Below are 19,211 nucleotides of genomic sequence, written 5' to 3' on the forward strand. Positions count from 1 at the left end.
TCTCTACACTCTTTGATTTCCTTTTGGATAGCTGGTATACAAAAAAGGGTTTGTCATATTTTTCATTATAATACTTCCCATAGCTATATCTAACATTTTGTTGTATAAATTATTCTCTATGCATTGACCAATTTTGATAAAAGAGATACTTAAAAGTTAGTTAAGCCCTTGGTTCTCTGCATCAAAGATTTTAATTGTTTCAGATAAGCCTTGTAGTAAATCATATTTAGGCTTCCAGCCAAGTATTTCAATGGCTTTCGTATGATCCAATGCACTATGTTTAATATCTCCTTTACGTGCTGGTAGATAAATCGGGTAAACAGGTGGATTTGTAATCATTGTTTTACATAGATGATAGAGTTTATTAATGCTAGTTTTTGAGTTTAAACCAATATTAATAATTTCATTATCTCCTTTTTTCAGCGATAGTAAATTAGCTGCTGCCACATCCTTTACGTAAACAAAATCACGAGTTTGTTCCCCGTCCCCATATATGTTGACATCTTCATTCTTGAAAAGTTTATTTAAAAAAATGGAGACAACTCCCCCTTCACCTTTTGAATTTTGTCGCGGGCCATAGACATTTGCGTATCGTAGAATAGTAAATGGAAGTCCATACAGATCATAAAAAAGCTTAATATACATTTCCGACGCATATTTGGATATAGCATAAAATGAGAGTGGCTGCACTGGGAATAATTCTGTAATGCCATAATGAGGAGTATTTCCATATACAGCACATGAGGAAGAAAAAATGATCTTTTTTATATTAAATTGATAACAATATGTCAACAAACGAATTGTACCTAAAATATTAATTTCCGCATCTCTCGATGGATTTTTAATGGATTTTTCGACGTCTACTTGAGCGGCAAGATGAATTACATAGGATGGCTTCTCTTTTTCAAAAATCATTTCTAAGTCCGGAGATGTGATATCAACATGATAAAATTTTAAATTGGATAGTAAGTTACTTGTTGTTCCGGTCGAAAGATTATCAATAATAATAGGCTCATAACCTTCCTTGACTAGTAGATCGACAATGTGGGATCCAATAAAACCCGCACCGCCACTAACCAAAACTTTCTCCATTCATTCACCTCATAAGCTGTTATTTATTATATATTATTGGTTTTAAATTTAAATGTGTTAGTTATGTATGATGATTGAAAAAATAGGATGATAGTCCTTTTAAGTTAATTAATGATTAAATTTAATTTCACTTGAACGGATACCTTTCTTCTTAAAAAGATTTTTAAATTTTGGAACTATCCATGTCAGCTATTTAATAACATAGACAAGAAATCCAGGAATGGAATTTAAACTTTCGTTGTTTAATAGTATATAGGTCCAAAATTTGTTAAATATGGGTAAGCGTCCTTTACAAGGGGTTTCTGGTTTTCATAAGATATTTGGAACACTCCTTCCCATCAATCTTTAGTCGGCATATGCACAAAAATTGGACAAATTTGTTTTAACATCTTAGAGAATTTCTCCTGCCTGGCAATTCATCACTTATAAAAAATATCTTCAAAATCCTTTGCGGGACTCAGTTGGTTACATTTAAATATTGAGTATTTATATCTTTTTTTTAATTAAGGAGTTGACTTAATGTCTGGTCTTAACAAAGGAGTAAACAAGTTAAGTTACTTTAGCAGTCCATTAAGCCATTTATTATCAGCAGATAATAATATAGGTCCCAATGGCGAAAATTTGACGATAACTTTTTTATCTTTAAATAGAGTTACTATGTCGAAGAGGCTATTAAAATCCGTAGAAAACTATATCCCACGATTTAAGGGAGACTTGTTAATAGTTGATAATGGATCAAGTCCCGAACAATTAGAGGAATTAAAAAGCGAGTGTACCAATCTTCGTTTTAATATAAAAATCGTAGAGCTTGGTTGTAATTATGGGGTCGCTGGTGCGAGGAATCGTGCGCTAGATCATATCAACACTGATTGGGTTATGTGTTTAGATAATGATATCTATTTCATCAGCGATCCATTAGATCCGCTACGTGAAACCCTTCAAACACTTGGGTGCCATTTCCTGAACTTACCCCTATTAAAATCTAATGAAAAGAGAATCGATGCTTTAGGCGGCCATCTTTATATAACTCCTTATGACAACCATGTTGCACTTGGAGCCGGTACTTGCTTCAAACAAACTAAAATTGAAAATATTAATAAAAAATATTTAACCAAGCCTTTTTTATCAAATTTCCTTTTTGGTGGCGCTTCTATTTTCAGAAAAAGTACATTTCAACGGTTAGGTGGCTATGACGAGCAAATGTTTATTGGATTTGAGGATTTAGACTTTTCAATCCGTCTTTTTAGAGAAGGGCTTCGGATTGGCAATATATGTTCGTTTCATTTAGTACACGACCATACAATCGAAAAAAATAATACAACTGATTTAGACTATGAAAAACAAAGATACTCTTCGAAGGTTATAGAGGCCTCAGCTCTTTATCTTGAAAAAAAATATGGTTATAAGATATTAACACCTACTGTTATTCAATGGGTGAAGGAAAAAAACAACTCTATAGATAAGGGAAAAGAGTGGCTCGTTTTGAATGAAAAACAGCAAAAAATAAAGATTGCTTTAATCGCCGACGTTGATTATTGGGCGTTTGGCAATATTATGCGACAAATTGAGAAGAACTTAAACAGCTTCTTTGATTTTAGATTGTTTTCAATGAAAGAATTGGATTGGAATTACAGTAAATTATTTAGCGAAATAGAGGATTTTGACATTATCCATATTTTCTGGAGAGATATGATTCCAACATTATTATCAGCTGAAGGTGCTGAAAAATTCCTAGAGGAAAAGGTTTTATCGACTTGTGTTTATGATCATTTGTTTTTGAAAAAAAGGGAAATACGTAAAAGAAAAAATCTTTTCCATTCTGCTTATTATTATGTCTCCTCCAGGTCCCTTTGGAATATCTATAATAATATTAAAGAGTATCCGAAACCACTAATGGTTATTGAAGATGGAGTTGACCCTGATATTTTCTATCCTATCGGATTAGAGAGGTTTAACACTCAAAAAAAAACATTGAAAATCGGTTGGGTGGGAAATAGTAAATGGGGACCGAAAAAAAAGGACTTCAAAGGGTTTCGAACCATAGTGAAGCCTGCGGTGGCACAATTCGAAGATTTAGGCTATCGCATTACAGGACAGTATTGCGATAGTAATGAACGCATTGTTCCTCACCATGAAATGGTTCACTACTATTCTAATATCGATATTTTAGTCTGTATGTCAGAAATAGAAGGGACACCTAACCCTATTTTGGAAGCCATGGCTTGTGGTGTTCCAGTAATCTCAACCAATGTAGGGATTGTTCCACAAGTGTTAGGCCCTAAGCAGAAGGAGTTCATATTGAAGGATCGTTCAATAGAGGCCTTGCAACAGGCTATATTAAAAATCTACAAACAACCAGCACTGCTAAAGGAACTGTCTGAAGAAAACTTAATACAAATACAGAATTGGACATGGAAAAACCAATGTGATAAATTTAAGCAATATTTTGATTTCCTTGCTACAAAAATTTAATGGGTGTAAAAACTATTAATTTTAACATATATACTAAGAATTGTCGTATTAACAATTCTATAGGAGGAGTAGCTAAATCGACTCCCCATTATTGCAAGAAACAGAAAAAACCTCACTTTAATATGTTACGGTGAACCTTATCATAAATAGTGGTAAAACAGAGGGTAGAAATTCTAATAAATAAAGAAACTTTATCAAGACTGGATTTTTATTAAAATTGAATCTGATGGAAAAGTTAGTTTTCCAATCACACGCGTGGCTTTGCAACAGTATAAATCTATGCTTAAAACAAACGGGAAAAGGTATTAATTATTCCTGTTTGTTTTTTTTTAACTGATTAAGAACCCATGTCATACATTAGCAGTAAATAGGATGTTTATATGAAAGGAGAAAAATATTTTGAATAGATCGTTACTAAATTCCATTAGAACTGGAGGATTTATATTATATGCAAGGCATGGGGAAGCGACCGTTGGAAGAGATTTACCCTATTTAAACTTTCAAAACTGTTTAACCCAAAGAAATCTTTCTGAAAAGGGACGTAGGCAGGCTATTTACTATGGAGAAATTCTTCGATATTTACAAATTCCGATTGAATACCCTGTTTCGACAAGTCCTTTTTGCAGGACAATAGAAACAGCACAGTTAGCATTTGGAAGTCATAATGTTCAAGTTAATCCTTTTTGGGTTGAGGTAAATTGGTTGAGTGGAAATTTACCTAGTAGTGATAGACAAAGAATTTTATATAATCTTAAGTCTTATTTTGAAACAATACCAGAAGTGGGGAGAAATAAGGTTATTGTTGCTCACAGTTTCCCGGAAGGGGTCGGTTTAGGTCAAATACCTAATATGGGGACAGTTATTATAAACCCTAGAGGGGAAGGGAATCGTTATGATGTAGTTAGTCGATTATCTTTAGCAGATTTGAGTACATTAGATAGCTAGATGAAGGTTGCTGTACTAGAAAAGCATAGGTGAACCGTATCATAAGTAAATGAGTTTTTTTCCAAAACAGCACCCACCTTAACGAGCATAAAGGTTGCAACAAAAATCTTAGTAAAAGCTGAACAATTGTTTGAAAGGGTTTCCTTGATTTTAGCCCCTATATGTGGATAGTGTAAAAAGGCTACAAGAAAAATTGTAGATGATACACTATTACCTATAGGGGGTTTTTCTGTTTTGAAAAAATAATATTTAATCTGTTGAGATAAAAATACAAGCAGTCTTACGAACTAATTCGAAGTTTGATATTCTATATATGAACCATTATTTTATAATAATTGTAATTTATTTATAAAAATTACTAGCTTTCACCTGAAATTTATACAAAGGTTGCGGATCAAATTATCAGGAACACATATATAATGTTAATGACACGCGGATAAAAGGGGGGAACATGTTTATGATTCCAGCAAAAACAAATCCCATTTCTACCACTACAATAAGAGAAAAAGACGTGGAATCCATAGTCGATTGGTTCGATCAGCACAAACAATCGTTTTATATACTTGGCTGGTCCTATCTTAGTAATCAAAAGCAAATGGAAGAGCTTTTTTACCGGTCCATAATACAAGTCCAAAAGGAATGGCCTCGATATAAGAATAAAACACCATTCGAAACATGGGGTACATCCATTTTCATATATAACTGTCGGGAGCTTTCGGGTGATAGAAGTTTACAAGCTTCAGAGGACAGTGAACCAAGGCAGGAGTTATTTAAAGCACTTGATCAATTGAAGGAGTCCGAGAGAGAAGCCATGGTCCTAACATATATACAAGGATTCTCTCAGGAGGAAGCGGCACATCTTCTCCAAGTGTCAGCGGAAAAGATGAAAGAACTTTTGGCTTCAGGAATCCAGTCTCTTAGAAATGAAATGAGGCCTGAATCAACCTTTAATGGCTGTAAGGAATATAAAAAGGATTACATCTATTACTTAGAACGAGCGATGGATCGACAGAAAAAGATTGATTTCGAAATACATATTTATCATTGTCAAGATTGTCAGGAGGATCTGGCTGCCTTTCAGGATGTCATGTTAACGATGTTGGATCTTACTAATCTAATAGAAGATTTGCATGTGCCATATGGTTTTATGGAGAAGGTTAGAGCTAGGCTGACTGAAAAAGAAATCCACAGACAACAGAAGAACAAGAAACGTAAAAGAATGGGACTTGTTTTTGCTAGTGTATTCGCATTATTGATGGGTGTAGGTTTCTTTACAGGGGCGTTTGCCTACGTCTACTATACATGGACAGAAGAAGATCCGGAATTGCGTTATTTTCTACAGCAGGACCTCGGTAAAAGGCTGAATCTGGAAGCGGAAGACGACGGGGTGAAGGTGAAGATTAAGAGCGTAATTGCTGATGATGTTCAGACGCTTGTTATTTATGAAATAGAAGATACAGGTGAAGATAATCAATTTGTGATGAATTTTGGTTATGGTGATGGGGTTTTTGTAGAGAACGAGTATGAAATCATGAGCCGTGAAACGTATCCAAGGTTCTATCCTCCTGACCTTGAATCGGATATAAATAACAAAGAAAAGAACGTGTTTAAAGGGAAGATGAGTCTGTTGCCACTTAAAGAGGAGAGCGGGACAATCAAACTCACGATCACGAAGCTTCAGAAATTAATTCGTGATTCCTCTGGGCGCTCTGGTTATTGGAATTACGATAATATTGAAAATAAAACAGGCGAGTGGAGCTTCGAGATACCAGTAACAAAACGGCCTTCCACCGAATATGCATTGGATGATGAAGTAACAGAAATTGAAGGAATTCCCCTTCGATTTGATAAACTCATCATTGCTCCAACTACAACGATTCTGCAATTTGGTATTAATAATGAACGAATAGTGAAGCGGATAGACTCTCTTAATATTAACAATCTAGAAGTGAACAATAAAAAAATAAAAGCTCAAATGTATGGCAGCTCTTTTTGGCATTCACAGCAAGACGTGAATTGGGCAACTTATCAAACACACTTTGACCCTCTTTTTGGAGAAAAACCGAAAGAGGTTCATGTTCAATTTAAATCTGCTAATTTAACGGTTGAAGATACATTTATCATCGAATTGGACGATATTAGAGAATACCCTCATACTTTTGAATATGCGGGAAGTACAATTTCCATAGATAGGATGGAAGTTGGCGACTCTACGAATTTTGTGCTAAGTAATCATGAGGTTGAGAATCGGGAGTATGAGTGGCTTCAATTCAATATTGTAAATGAATCGAGTTTTATAGATATGAATTCTGAAGGAGTAATTGTTGATAAAAACGGGGTAGTATACGAAATAAATAATATGCCGGTCCCATATGAGGAAATCGAGCAGCCCCGTCATTTATCTACAGTTCAAAGCGTTCGGTTCCAAGGTAAAAATGTAAATCCTAAGAGTCTGGAGATTTATGGATATAGTACAACGAAATATTTAGATGATGTTGTAAAAATTTCTTTGGAATAATGGGTGAAGAAAAAGGAAAGAGAGAAGGAGGAGTAATTAAGAAGTGATGAACATCATATTTACGGTGTTATTTGTTCTAGGAGTCATTTATTTAATCAAATATCGATTAAATCTAAAGAAAGCAGCTGATTGCTCTAAAGATGCGCTCTTTCCCAAAAAAGAACATGAGTTTAGTAGTATCCTCCTGCCAACTGAGTGGAAAGAGATGGAGCCTTTAACAAAGCACACGAAATCTTATCAATATGTAAAATGGGGCACCATGATTGCTCTTGTATTGTTAACAGTGCTTTTAATAATTGTCATTTCAACTGACTGGTTGGGATCCTCCTTCTTTAGTTTTGCCTATTTGTTTTTCACAATCATTAGCGCAATTAAGCATCGCGGAAATCTGTTTATTTTACCAAAAGGTCTAATCCTTCATGGAAAATCCTATTCTTCAAATCAAATAAAATACTATGAAACAGAAAAAATAATTCGTTGGCATGAGCTTTATGGGCTTGATTCTCGAGTGAACAATGCATATAAATTGACATTTTATTTAAAAAATAGACTATTCCAGCCAAGTTTTTTTGTGGTAAGTGATTTGGATCACCTTGAAAAAATTATTGGTTTACTTAATGAACAGAGTATTATGAGAATACAAAAAGAGAAGAAACCCAATTCATCTGTTGTGAAGTTAACAAATAAATCATAAGTTCTGGGACCTAATAATATTCCTTTGTTCAGATTCCATGGCCTCCTATTGGTGGAAAAGAAGAGGTTAATTCCTTTCCTTTCCACCATAGGAGAAACTGTCTTTCGTAGAAATTGACAGCTTGGGTTAATTGGGGGCTGCCCTTTCTTGTGTGTTTATGCTAATTTCTTTTGTTTTTCGTCTAAAAGATGACTAAAACAAGTTAGGAGACAAGCACAGACTGCCACGATTCCACCAACCCATGTGACATTCATTAAATTTCCTTGATGATACACCATTCCTCCTAGAGCTGAACCGAAAGCGATACCTACGTTGCTTGCTACTGGCATAAGTGAAGCGGCGAGCCCTGTTGCTTTTGGCTGATAAATGCCAGCAAGATCAATTAAATAAAGCTGTGTCGATGTTGTTAACATAATCGCCATTAATGACATTAAGCCGATGTTGGTTAACCCGACAACGAAGTTTTGGGTCGTCCAAAATAAACTTGCTAGCACCACTGCCTGTACGAGAAAAACAAACCGAAGGCGACCGATTGCATTGTGGCTGGCAATTTTACCAGCGAGGATATTGCTGAAAATCGAAATAATTCCGTAACCAAATAAGATTAAACTAATGAAGTTATTTGGTGCTTCCATTCCCTTTAAGATAGGAACAAGGTATGTAAAGACAACATACGTTGCACCAAATCCGAGAGCAGGAATGAAAAATGCCATCAAAATTCGTGGCTTGGTCAATAAAGAAAACTGATCCCGAATCGAACTCCGTATTTGGCTGAGTCCATTAGGCAAGACGAAAAAGGATGCAAAAAACGCTAATCCTCCTAGGAGAGTCGTTAACATGAAAGTGGCATTCCAGCTATACCAATCTGCGATGACTGTACCAATTGGCACTCCAACGACATTTGCCAGTGTGAACCCACCGAAAACGAATGATATCGCGAGTCCGCGTTTTTGAATCGGCATCGTTTCACTCGCAACTATCATGGCGAGTGAAATTAATACGCCTGTCACAATTGCTGTCATCATTCGAAGGGTGAGGAGCATGATGTAGCTCGACGAGATTACACATAATGCATTCAGGACGATGAAAGATCCGATCAAAAACAACATCCATCTACGCTTTGGAAAATGACTTGTTGCTGACATTACTAGTGGTGTGGCGATGGCAAACGTAATGGCAAACGCGGAAACGAGTGTACCTGCTTTTGCATTTGTTATATGAAGGCTTGAGGAAATATCGGTTAAGATTCCGACAATCACAAATTCGCTTGTCCCAAGAACAAATGTTAATAAAGTAAGTGTTAAGATAAGCAACCAATGTCGCTTTGATAATTTTACAGGGTGCATAAATACCTCTTTTCATAGATGAATGTTAATGTGTCACATAGTGTATACACAACCTAAACATCATACCATAAAATACTTTTGCGAGAAGAACCCTTTTTTATCAAATTGCGGTGAATAATTTACCAGACTCGACAAGGCAGCAGGGTTGGCAGAGACTATTTAGAAAGCACACTTCTGTTGATAATGCTATGATTAGCAGTAAGACAAAACATAACATATTGTAATTAATATGCTACATCAAGGAGGCATAGCATGAAGCAACTATATATTAAACAGAAGGTATTTAGTCTAAGTGGCAAATTTACGGTAAAGGACCAACAGGAGAAGGATGTTTATTATGTGGAGGGCAGTTTTATGCAGATTCCAAAGACATTCTCCATTATGAATACAAAAAGAGATGAAGTTGCGCTTATTACGAAAAAGGTGTTCAGCTTTTTACCGAAGTTTTTTGTTGAGGTGAATGGCCGAGAGGTGTTAACGATTAAGAAGGAGTTTTCTTTCTTTAAAGCACGTTATACGATTGATGCGGCAGGCATTGAAGTACAAGGTAATTGGTTGGATATGGATTTTCAGGTTTTGCAGCATGGGAAAGTTGTCGGTAAAGTGACTAAGGAGTGGTTCACTTGGGGCGATAGTTATAAGGTTCAAATATTGAATGAAGAAATGGAAGCTATCATTATTGCGATCGTTGTTGCAATTGATTGTGTGAAGGCTGACCAAGCAGCCGCTTCATCAGCAGCAATAGATTAACGTATGGACGTACAGTATAATATGCTGATGGGTTTTCTTTTACCTTTCCTTTCTTTGCTGTCTAGGAACGACTATCAAAAAAGCAAAGACACAGGAAGCTGATATTAGAAAAAACAGGTTTGAAGTATTTAATTCTGACCTAATTCAAATAAAGGATACAAAATAATATATTAAATCGAGGGAGAAGATAGTTTCTGGTTCTAGACCCCCAGTGAGATCCTAAAATTCATTGGGGGTCTGGTACCTTTTTTCTGCTGATGCAAAATCAATCATTCCAGTTTGTGTGAAAGACTCCTTCTAAGTCACGTCGTTCATATGTGTGGGCTCCAAAATAATCTCTTTGTGCCTGCAACAGATTAGCATTTGAAATGTCTGTCCGATAACTATCCAAATAAGAAATCGATGCACTTAAACATGGAAATGCAATTCCGGAAGTAATGCCCTCACAGACAACTTTTCGTAGTCCCATTTGATACTCTTTCACTTTTTCGGCGAAATGAGGAGCGATTAATAAATTAGCCAAATTTGGCTGTGTTTCATAGACTTCACTTATTACGTTTAAAAATTCCGCACGAATGATGCAGCCGCCGCGGAAGATGAGCGCAATGTCCTTTAAAGGCAAATTCCATTCAAACAGTTCAGACGTCATTTTATATTGTGTAAATCCTTGAGCGTAAGCGCAAACCTTCCCTAAATATAATGCTTGTCTAACGTGCTCAATCCAAACTTCCTTTTCTAATTTGGACTCATCAAATTCAGGTTCCGACAAGAATTTTTTTGCAAAAACCCTTTCTTCTTTTAAAGAAGAGATGTAGCGCGCGAACAATGCCTCCGTAATAATGGAAGCTGGAATTCCGTTATCAATGGCTTGGATGCTTGTCCATTTACCAGTGCCTTTTTGCCCTGCTTTATCAAGAATCACATCAATCAGAGGCGAACCGGTTATTTCATCCCTTTTTCTTAAGATCTCTGCAGTAATCTCGATTAAATAACTTTTTAGTTCACCTTGATTCCATGACTCGAAGATGTCGGCAATTTCATCAACAGATAAACCTAACTTTTCTCTTAAAAAAGTATAGGCCTCAGCAATCAGCTGCATGTCGGCATACTCAATTCCATTATGGACCATCTTTACAAAGTGCCCTGCACCTTTAGGGCCAATATACGTACAGCAAGGTTGACCATCTACTTGGGCTGCTATTTTTGTAAGAATCGAAGCTGCCTGTTCATATACTTGCTTATCCCCGCCTGGCATGATGGAAGGACCTGTCAAGGCCCCGACTTCCCCGCCTGAAATCCCAATTCCAAGATAACCAATTCCCTTAGACTTTAACTCATCATATCTGCGAGCAGTATCTTCATAATGGGAATTGCCGCCGTCCATGATGATATCTCCTGTATCAAGAAAAGGAACCAATGAATGGATCACAGAATCGATGGGACTTCCAGCTGTGACCATCAGGAAGACTTTCCTTGGGGATTCTAGTGATTGAACAAAATCTTGAATTTCATAGTACGGATGGATGGGCTGACCGTTACTTTTTTGAACCAGCTGATCGGTTAGATCCGGAGTATAATTATAGACAGCAACCTGCTCACCGTGACTTGCCATATTTAAAGCGATATTACTGCCCATTACTCCCAAACCAATAACACCAATTGTATTCAACTTTATTACTCTCCTTTTGTGACAAAAATGGTAACAGGTCAGATCCTCGATGCTAAAGTGTATTAGCATTGAGGGTCCGACCTTTTTTCAAAAGCAGGTTATACTATTAAACTTAGCAATAAAACAAATCCTAATCCAGCAACTGAAATAATAGTTTCAAGCAATGTCCAAGTTGCAAAGGTTTCTTTCATGCTTAAGCCAAAATACTCTTTGAACATCCAGAAGCCTGCATCGTTTACGTGAGAAGCGATTAAGCTGCCTGCACCGGTTGCCAGTACAACTAATGCGAGGTTCACGTCCGTTTGTCCTAACATTGGAATTACCAATCCAGCAGTAGTTAATGCAGCAACAGTCGCAGAGCCTAGGGCAATTCTTAAGATAGCTGCGATGATCCACGCAAGTAAGATTGGGGACATGGAAGTGTCTTTGAACATTACGGCAACGTAGTCACCAACACCGCCATTTATTAATACTTGTTTGAAGGCACCGCCGCCCCCGATAATTAACAGCATCATCCCGATATGTGAAATGGCTGTTGAACATGAATCCATTATAGTCTTGATTGGAATCTTTCTTGCAATGCCCATCGTATAGATGGCAACTAGTAAAGAGATTAACATCGCTGTGCCAGCATCCCCAATAAAACGGATGGCTGCCAAGAACGAATTATCTTCAAATCCTAATGTTTTTTGAAGCAATGTAATAATGGTTGCAATCGCCATTAAAATTACAGGAAGAATGGCAGTAAATACACTGATGCCAAACCCTGGTGTGTCTTCAAGCTTAAATGATTTTTGCTCACCTAATGAAGCAATATTGCCCATCTTCGTAAAAGATTCTGGAACAAGTTTTTTTGCAAGCTTTGTAAAAATAGGACCAGCAATAATAACAGTTGGAATGGATATAATAAAACCGTAAAGTAGAACTTCCCCAATGTTTGCCCCATATTCACCGGAAATGACAGTCGGGCCCGGGTGAGGAGGCAGGAATCCATGTGTGACAGATAATGCTGCTGTCATCGGAATGCCAAGATACAGAATTGAAACATTTAATTGTCTTGAAATGGCAAAGACGATTGGAATTAATAATACTAATCCTACTTCGAAGAATAATGCAACCCCGATGATAAAAGATGCTGCAACAACTGCCCATTGAATATTTTTCTCACCGAATTTATTCACAAGGGTCATGGCAATTCGTTGTGCGCCACCTGAATCTGCTATTAATTTTCCTAGCATCGCACCAAGTCCAAAAATTAACGCTAAGTGCCCAAGTGTACCACCTAATCCGGCTTCAATCGTTTTAACAATTTCCCCTAGTGGCATACCAAGGGCTAATGCAACACCAAATGAAACAATAATTAATGAAATAAAGGTATTTAACTTTAAACCCATTATTAAAAGTAATAATGCTAAAATTCCAATTGCTACAATAAGTAATGGCATTTAATTGCCTCCCATTCGTTATTTTGTTGAGTGCGGTAAGCGTCTTTGATACGCTGAAATCCGTGTATAATCTTCTGTTAATACGTGGGATAAATTAATAAAAATCGGCAATAATTGCTGGTATTCTTTAACAGCACCTCCTTCAGGCGTATGCTTGTAAGTGCTGCCAATCATGTGAGAAGCCACTTCAAATGATTCAATTTTTCCGAATGAATAAAGTCCTAAAATACAGGCACCGAGACAGGAACTCTCATAGCTTTCGGGTACCTCCACTTCAGATTCAAAGATGTCGGCTACCATTTGCCGCCAAACCTCTGACCTTGCGAAGCCCCCTGTCGCTTGAACCCGGGTAACAGGTCCATCCATGCATTCAGTTAATGCTAGAAATACCGTGTATAAATTGTAAATGACACCTTCTAAGACAGCACGAATCATATGTTCTTTTTTATGGGACATTGTTAGGCCGAAAAAGGAGCCGCGTACGTCAGGATTCCATAATGGTGCACGTTCACCTGCCAAGTAAGGGTGGAATAGCAATCCATCAGATCCTGGCCTAACGCCTCCGGCAATTTTCGTTAACACCTCGTACGGATCAATACCTAATCGCTTTGCTGTTTCCACTTCTGCTGAGGCTAGCTCATCGCGAATCCAGCGAAGAACCATCCCACCATTATTGACAGGCCCACCAATGACCCAATGCTTTTCGGTTAAGGCGTAGCAGAAAATCCTTCCTTTTTCATCCGTTTGCGGTTCATCAATAATCGTTCGGATGGCACCGCTTGTCCCAATTGTGACGGCAATTTCACCTTTTCTGATTGCATTGACCCCGAGATTTGAGAGCACGCCATCACTGGCTCCAATGACAAACGGGGTTTGTGGTTCAATCCCCATTAGCTGGGCAAAATCCGGATGGCAGTTTTTAAATATTTTCGTTGTCGGGACAAGTTCAGATAATTGTTCTCTTGTAATTCCGGCAATTGTTAATGCTTCGTCATCCCAGTCCAATGTTTTGAGATCCATCATCCCCATTGCTGAAGCAAGGGAAAAATCGACTGTATATTGATTAAACAATTTTTTGAAGACATATTCTTTTATTCCGATATACTTCTTTGCCTTTGTCGCGATGTCGGGGTGCTCATTTACAATCCAAGCAATTTTGGCTAATGGCGACATCGGGTGGATCGGTGTTCCTGTTCGTCTGTAGACTTCATGGCCATTCAATTCATCTTTGATTTTATGGGCCCATGCTTCACTGCGATTATCCGCCCATGTGATACAGGAAGTGAGCGGCTGATCATTTTCATCCATGGCAATGACGCTATGCATCGCACTGCTAAACGAGATAAACATGATCTGTTTTTCAGGATGTTGTATTGTGATATTCGAAATCGCTTTCAAAACAGCTTGAAAGATTTCTTCCGGGTTTTGTTCAGCAGTTGAGATATCAGGAGTGTAAAGTGGGTAACCGATATTCTCCTGTTGAATAACTTTGCCGTTTTCACTGAACAAAACAGCTTTTGTGCTTGTTGTTCCTATATCGATTCCTAACATAAAGTTAGTCATTATCTTGTTCTACTCCTTCAGAAAGCATTTGTTGTGACCTCCACAGGTCTTCAACCTTGCCTTGAACATCATCAAAGTTTTGGTGCAAGGACTTAATCATAAGGGCTCGGTCTTTTGTTTTGATTGCTTCAATATATAATTTATGATTGTTGATGATACGTGGGAAATCATCGTACTTTTCGTTAAAACGCATTCGCATGGAAAGAAGAATAAAGCTTTCCATCACAGGTTTTAAATTATTCCAAATCATCAGGATGTGGGAATGATTAATAGCTCGAATAATCGTTTCATGGAACAGAATATCCTGATAGGAAAACTCATCTGCATCTTGGTATTTGATGGCAACTTTCATCATTTCCAAAATTTTGCTAAGTTCCTTTGTTAGCTCGGTTACTTCTATTCTTACTAGCCGTTCAAAAACAAATGTTTCGATTAACAAACGGACATCATAAATTTCTTCTATTTCCTTTTCTGTTAAGCCGAGGACAACAGCACCCATTCTTTCTAACTGGATGATATTCTCAGCAGCAAGTATTTTTAGTGCATCCCGAACCGGTGACCGGCTTACTGAAAAATCTGCAGCCAATTTATTCTCTGATAGGATGGTACCGCTTTCAATAGCGCCCGAAATGATCCGCATTCTTAGCTCGTATGCAATCCGATCACCGGTTGATGCCTTAGAAAGCCATTTTTCCGGATATAGATTTTCTCTGGATTCTTTCATGGATTCACCTTCTCAATTTTAATACAAGTAGACTTGTATACAAGTATTATAAATATTATTAATAGAAATGTTAACACTTTTTTCAAAAAATTATTATTTTTGATGATTAATGAGCTTATAAATGAAGATATCGGAATCTCTCTGCAGATTTTTATGATAATCCGCATAGAGATTGTGAAGGAACGTACTGAAGGTAACTGGCTGTATAGATTAAGAAGGATAATTAACTTCGATTGAAGAAATTTTATTATGAGGTAAGACATAAATTCACGACTTTTCTTTCTAGGTATTGGAAGTGTGCTTCGAGTGGGGCGTATCGGAAGTGGTTAGTGAAGGATAAAGGGTTACCTTGAAAGGGATGTGAGCAAAAATGAGTGTGTATGACTTTACAGTAAAGAAAATCGACGGTCAGACAGAGCCGTTGTCTCGTTACGAAGGAAAAGTCGTCCTTATCGTCAATACGGCGAGCAAGTGTGGCTTTACACCACAGTATAAGGGGTTACAAGCGCTGTATGATAAGTACCGAGATTTAGGATTAGAGATTCTAGGATTTCCTTGTAATCAATTCGGTCAACAGGAACCAGGAACGAACGAGGAAATTCAGCAGTTTTGCGATTTGAATTACAATGTGAGTTTTCCAATGTTTGCAAAAGTAGACGTAAATGGAGCGAATGCGGACCCACTTTATCAATACATAAAAAAGGAGGCCAAAGGCGCGTTAGGGTCACAGGCGGTCAAATGGAATTTTACGAAATTTTTAGTGGACCGAAAAGGGAATGTAGTAAAGCGTTTTGCTCCACAGACAGAACCGGAAAAACTGACAGCCGAAATAGAAGAAGTGCTGAAACCGTGCTGACAAACAATCGGGCGCAATCCTTGAATAAGGGATAAGCGCTCATTTTTCATTTTATGAACATTTTTTTGAGATAAATAAAATCATATCATTCAATGAAAACCAATTGATACTCTCCCATATCTAATATATTGAAAAACAATAACTGAAAGTAAGGAGGTCCTATATGGGATCACTAAAAGCCTTAGTCAAATGCAAAAAAGAAAGATGGAGAAGCGTTTGTTTCACTTGTTAAGCAACACGATCCGGCGCTTTAATTCAATAAAAGGAGAATACAGAACCGCCCGTAAATGGGAACTCTTTATTATTGAAATTAACACCTGCCTTCTTACACAACAAAGCATGTTAATCATTCTGTCTAAATATAATGAATGGGTAAATATGTTTTGGAAAATAAATAATTCACCAAATATTTAAAGCTCAAAAAGAACTCTATTTTGGTAGATAATTTTTTGAAAATAGATGATGGGTGGTAATGTAATGAATGAAGTAAGTCTAGATCCTTATGCGCATGTTAGTACGGTGAAAAATCTTGAATGTGAACCGAATGGAAAAAAGATAAGCTTTATTTGTGATTATTCGGGATTGCCACAGGTATGGGAGTATGATGGAGAAAATAGGGGGCTTGCCCAATCCTCTTTTACAAAGGAAGGAATCACATTCATAAAATATGTTACTGGTACATCGGATTTGATTATTGGGATGGACGTTTCCGGAAATGAGAGGGAACAACTTTACTTATTAAAGAAGGATGGAGAGCTGATCTCCCTGACAAACTCCCCAGAATATGTTCATTTGTATGGTGGAAGCTCTCCAGATGGAAAATGGATTGCTTGGTCTAGCAATCGAAGAAATCAAGCATTTTTTGATATTTATATCCAGAATCTTGAGACCCTTGAAATCCGCCTCGTTTTTGCGCAAGATGGGGCGTTTTCTGTTCTGAAATGGTTTCCCGATGCGCATTCATTATTGGTTAGAAGAACAAACTCTCCCCTCGATCATGATTTAGGTGTGTTATCCCTTTTAACTGGAGGTATGAACTGGATAACAGAACATACAGGAGAAGCAAGTTTTAGGGATGTCCATTTAAATAAGGATGGAGATCATCTTTATCTATTATCAAATAAAGACCGTGAATTTTTTGGGCTTGCATGTATTCATTTACCTACTAAACAATTCACTTGGCTGGAGCAGGGAGAGTGGGATTTTGAAGGGCTAGCCATGAATGAGAAAAAAAATCAATTAGCTTTCACGGTCAATGTGGGGGGGATCTCAAAAGGGTATTTACTAGATTTAGATATAAGTACCCTTTATACATGGGAAACACCAATGGGAGTGATCTCCAATCTCAAATTTTCACCAAAAAACCAAAAGCTCCTCTATATATTTAACGGGCCTGCACACCCATCTGATATATGGGCGCTTGACCTAGAAACCCTCAAGGCAGAACAGCTTACACATATTTCTCACATTCCCATACTTAAGGGGAAATTAATTGAGCCTGAACAAATATTCTATCGTTCTTTTGACAACCTTCAGATCCCTGCCTTTTACTATAAGTCGAAATCTGCAGCTGAGAAAATGCCGGTTGTCGTATATATTCATGGTGGCCCGGAAAGTCAAAGTCGTGCCGTTTACAATCCCCTTTTCCAATATTTTTTAAACCGCGGTTATGCAGTGGTTGCTCCAAATATTCGCGGCAGTACAGGTTACGGGAAGACGTATACCCATTTAGATGATGTTCGTAAACGGATGGATGCTCTGAAAGATCTAATTTCTTTAGTGGAATGGCTTAAAGGAGATATCCATGTTGATACTGGAAAGATAGCGGTTATGGGAGGCAGCTATGGTGGATTTATGGTTCTTTCTGCCATTAGTCACTATCCTGATTTGTGGGCGGCTGCGGTTGATATCGTAGGAATCTCAAGCCTGAGAACCTTCCTAAAAACTACAAGTCCTTGGCGGAAGAGGTTTAGAGAAGCTGAGTATGGAACGGTTGAAGAAGATGGGGAATTTTTTGATCAAATCGATCCATTGAATCTTACAGACCATATCACCTCTCCCCTTATGGTGATCCATGGAGTTAATGACCCGCGTGTCTCGATTGAAGAATCAGAGCAGATTGTGAATAAACTTAAGAAACGAGATCATCCTATTACGTTTATTCGTATAGAAGATGAAGGTCATACGTTTTCAAAACTTAAAAATAAAATTTATGCATATTCTAAGTTGGCTGACTTTCTTGAAAAATACATTGGTAATAATTAGAATTTTTTAATCAAAGAAGTATTTTTTCATATATTAATTGATTAAAAACATCAGTTTTGTTGCTCTATTAAAGGACGCATTAATGGAGTAACAAAAAAAGCATAATTTCTCAATTTTATGCTGAGAAATTATGCTTTTTTATATTGGAATTTCATTAACGTTTTAGATAGATAATGGCTTCGGAGTAATTTTTAGGAATTATTTCTAAGGTGAATTTTGTTTAAGTGTCTTTATATTGCGATTTCAGGGGAATGAAGATATCAGTACCACAATCAAAAGGAAAAGGAAGAAGAGTATTTAAGCATTTAAGAAAAGGCTGGAGAAATTTAAGTAAAGTATTTAGATTTTCATACACATTATTTATAGAGTAAAGATAATGACACAAAATGGTTATAGGTTACTTTTAATAAAGATGAAGATGCCAGTAATAAAAAGAATTATTTAGTTTTATATTTTGTAATCAGAATAATTTTTTAAAACTATGATGCTTGTCCAATCAAATCTTGTCAAAAAAAATATATATACATAGAGAAAATTATTCTTTCCTAAAGTAATCGGATACCAGAGGCAGTAGATTTATTTTGGTCTTAGTGGGTTGCACTTTCCTCATCATTGTATGAGAGCTTTTTTGTGTGAGACAACTATTAACTTGTAAAATGCCGGTTAGTTTAGGTAATCGTCCCTTTTTCTCAAAGAACATCTGAAATGGAAGGAGGTTGAATTTATGCCTCGCTTTGAAGATGAATTCGAAAGAAGAAGAAGCGACTTCGATGATTTCTTCGATGATATCTTCGATGACGACTTCGATGATATCTTCGATGACGACTTCGATGGAATTAGAAGAAGCGACTTCAGAAGCGACGTCAGAAGAA

Annotated in this window: 13 protein-coding genes; 7 read left to right on the forward strand and 6 right to left on the reverse strand. The window is 37.0% G+C overall.

Annotated elements, in window-relative coordinates:
* Positions 1 to 156: 156 nt before the first annotated feature.
* A complete protein-coding gene (locus tag V7127_RS20835; protein WP_335355581.1) occupies positions 157 to 1,092 on the reverse strand; it encodes an NAD-dependent epimerase/dehydratase family protein in 936 nt (311 codons plus the stop codon).
* A 519-nt stretch (positions 1,093 to 1,611) separates the two neighbouring features.
* Here V7127_RS20835 and V7127_RS20840 point away from each other — a divergent pair.
* The 4 genes from V7127_RS20840 (at position 1,612) to V7127_RS20855 (ending at position 7,721) form a co-directional block, all read left to right on the forward strand.
* Positions 1,612 to 3,564, forward strand: coding sequence for a glycosyltransferase (locus V7127_RS20840; RefSeq protein WP_335489215.1), 1,953 nt, complete (start codon positions 1,612 to 1,614; stop codon positions 3,562 to 3,564).
* A gap of 399 nt (positions 3,565 to 3,963) precedes the next feature.
* A complete protein-coding gene (locus V7127_RS20845; protein WP_335346510.1) occupies positions 3,964 to 4,509 on the forward strand; it encodes a histidine phosphatase family protein in 546 nt (181 codons plus the stop codon).
* A gap of 457 nt (positions 4,510 to 4,966) precedes the next feature.
* A complete protein-coding gene (locus tag V7127_RS20850; RefSeq protein WP_335489218.1) occupies positions 4,967 to 7,027 on the forward strand; it encodes a DUF4179 domain-containing protein in 2,061 nt (686 codons plus the stop codon).
* Between the two features lie 46 nt (positions 7,028 to 7,073).
* A complete protein-coding gene (locus V7127_RS20855; protein ID WP_335489266.1) occupies positions 7,074 to 7,721 on the forward strand; it encodes a hypothetical protein in 648 nt (215 codons plus the stop codon).
* A gap of 155 nt (positions 7,722 to 7,876) precedes the next feature.
* Here V7127_RS20855 and V7127_RS20860 read toward each other — a convergent pair whose 3' ends face one another.
* Entirely contained in the window at positions 7,877 to 9,067 is a 1,191-nt protein-coding gene (locus V7127_RS20860) for an MFS transporter (RefSeq protein WP_335489221.1), read from the reverse strand.
* A 252-nt stretch (positions 9,068 to 9,319) separates the two neighbouring features.
* Between V7127_RS20860 and V7127_RS20865 the strand changes: the two genes are divergently transcribed.
* A complete protein-coding gene (locus V7127_RS20865) occupies positions 9,320 to 9,817 on the forward strand; it encodes an LURP-one-related/scramblase family protein (RefSeq protein ID WP_335489224.1) in 498 nt (165 codons plus the stop codon).
* A 265-nt stretch (positions 9,818 to 10,082) separates the two neighbouring features.
* Here V7127_RS20865 and gnd read toward each other — a convergent pair whose 3' ends face one another.
* The 4 genes from gnd to V7127_RS20885 form a co-directional block, all read right to left on the reverse strand.
* Entirely contained in the window at positions 10,083 to 11,486 is a 1,404-nt protein-coding gene (gene gnd / locus V7127_RS20870; protein ID WP_335489227.1) for a decarboxylating NADP(+)-dependent phosphogluconate dehydrogenase, read from the reverse strand.
* A gap of 98 nt (positions 11,487 to 11,584) precedes the next feature.
* Complete coding sequence (locus V7127_RS20875) at positions 11,585 to 12,931, reverse strand: GntP family permease (protein ID WP_335346515.1); 1,347 nt, start codon at positions 12,929 to 12,931, stop codon at positions 11,585 to 11,587.
* Positions 12,932 to 12,949: 18 nt separating this feature from the next.
* Positions 12,950 to 14,494: a gluconokinase gene (gene gntK, locus V7127_RS20880; RefSeq protein WP_335346516.1), complete on the reverse strand. Its 1,545-nt coding sequence runs from the start codon at positions 14,492 to 14,494 to the stop codon at positions 12,950 to 12,952.
* Positions 14,487 to 15,218, reverse strand: a complete 732-nt coding sequence (locus V7127_RS20885) for a GntR family transcriptional regulator (protein ID WP_335346517.1) — start codon at positions 15,216 to 15,218, stop codon at positions 14,487 to 14,489. Before V7127_RS20885 ends, gntK begins: the two co-directional genes overlap by 8 nt.
* A 370-nt stretch (positions 15,219 to 15,588) precedes the next feature.
* Between V7127_RS20885 and V7127_RS20890 the strand changes: the two genes are divergently transcribed.
* Both V7127_RS20890 and V7127_RS20895 read left to right on the forward strand, forming a co-directional pair.
* A complete protein-coding gene (locus tag V7127_RS20890) occupies positions 15,589 to 16,074 on the forward strand; it encodes a glutathione peroxidase (protein WP_335353415.1) in 486 nt (161 codons plus the stop codon).
* Positions 16,075 to 16,551: 477 nt separating this feature from the next.
* Positions 16,552 to 18,339, forward strand: coding sequence for a S9 family peptidase (locus V7127_RS20895; RefSeq protein WP_335489230.1), 1,788 nt, complete (start codon positions 16,552 to 16,554; stop codon positions 18,337 to 18,339).
* The last annotated feature ends 872 nt before the right edge of the window (positions 18,340 to 19,211 follow it).

The organism is Bacillus sp. JJ1773, from assembly GCF_036962035.1.
Taxonomy (GTDB): Bacteria; Bacillota; Bacilli; order Bacillales; family Cytobacillaceae; genus Cytobacillus.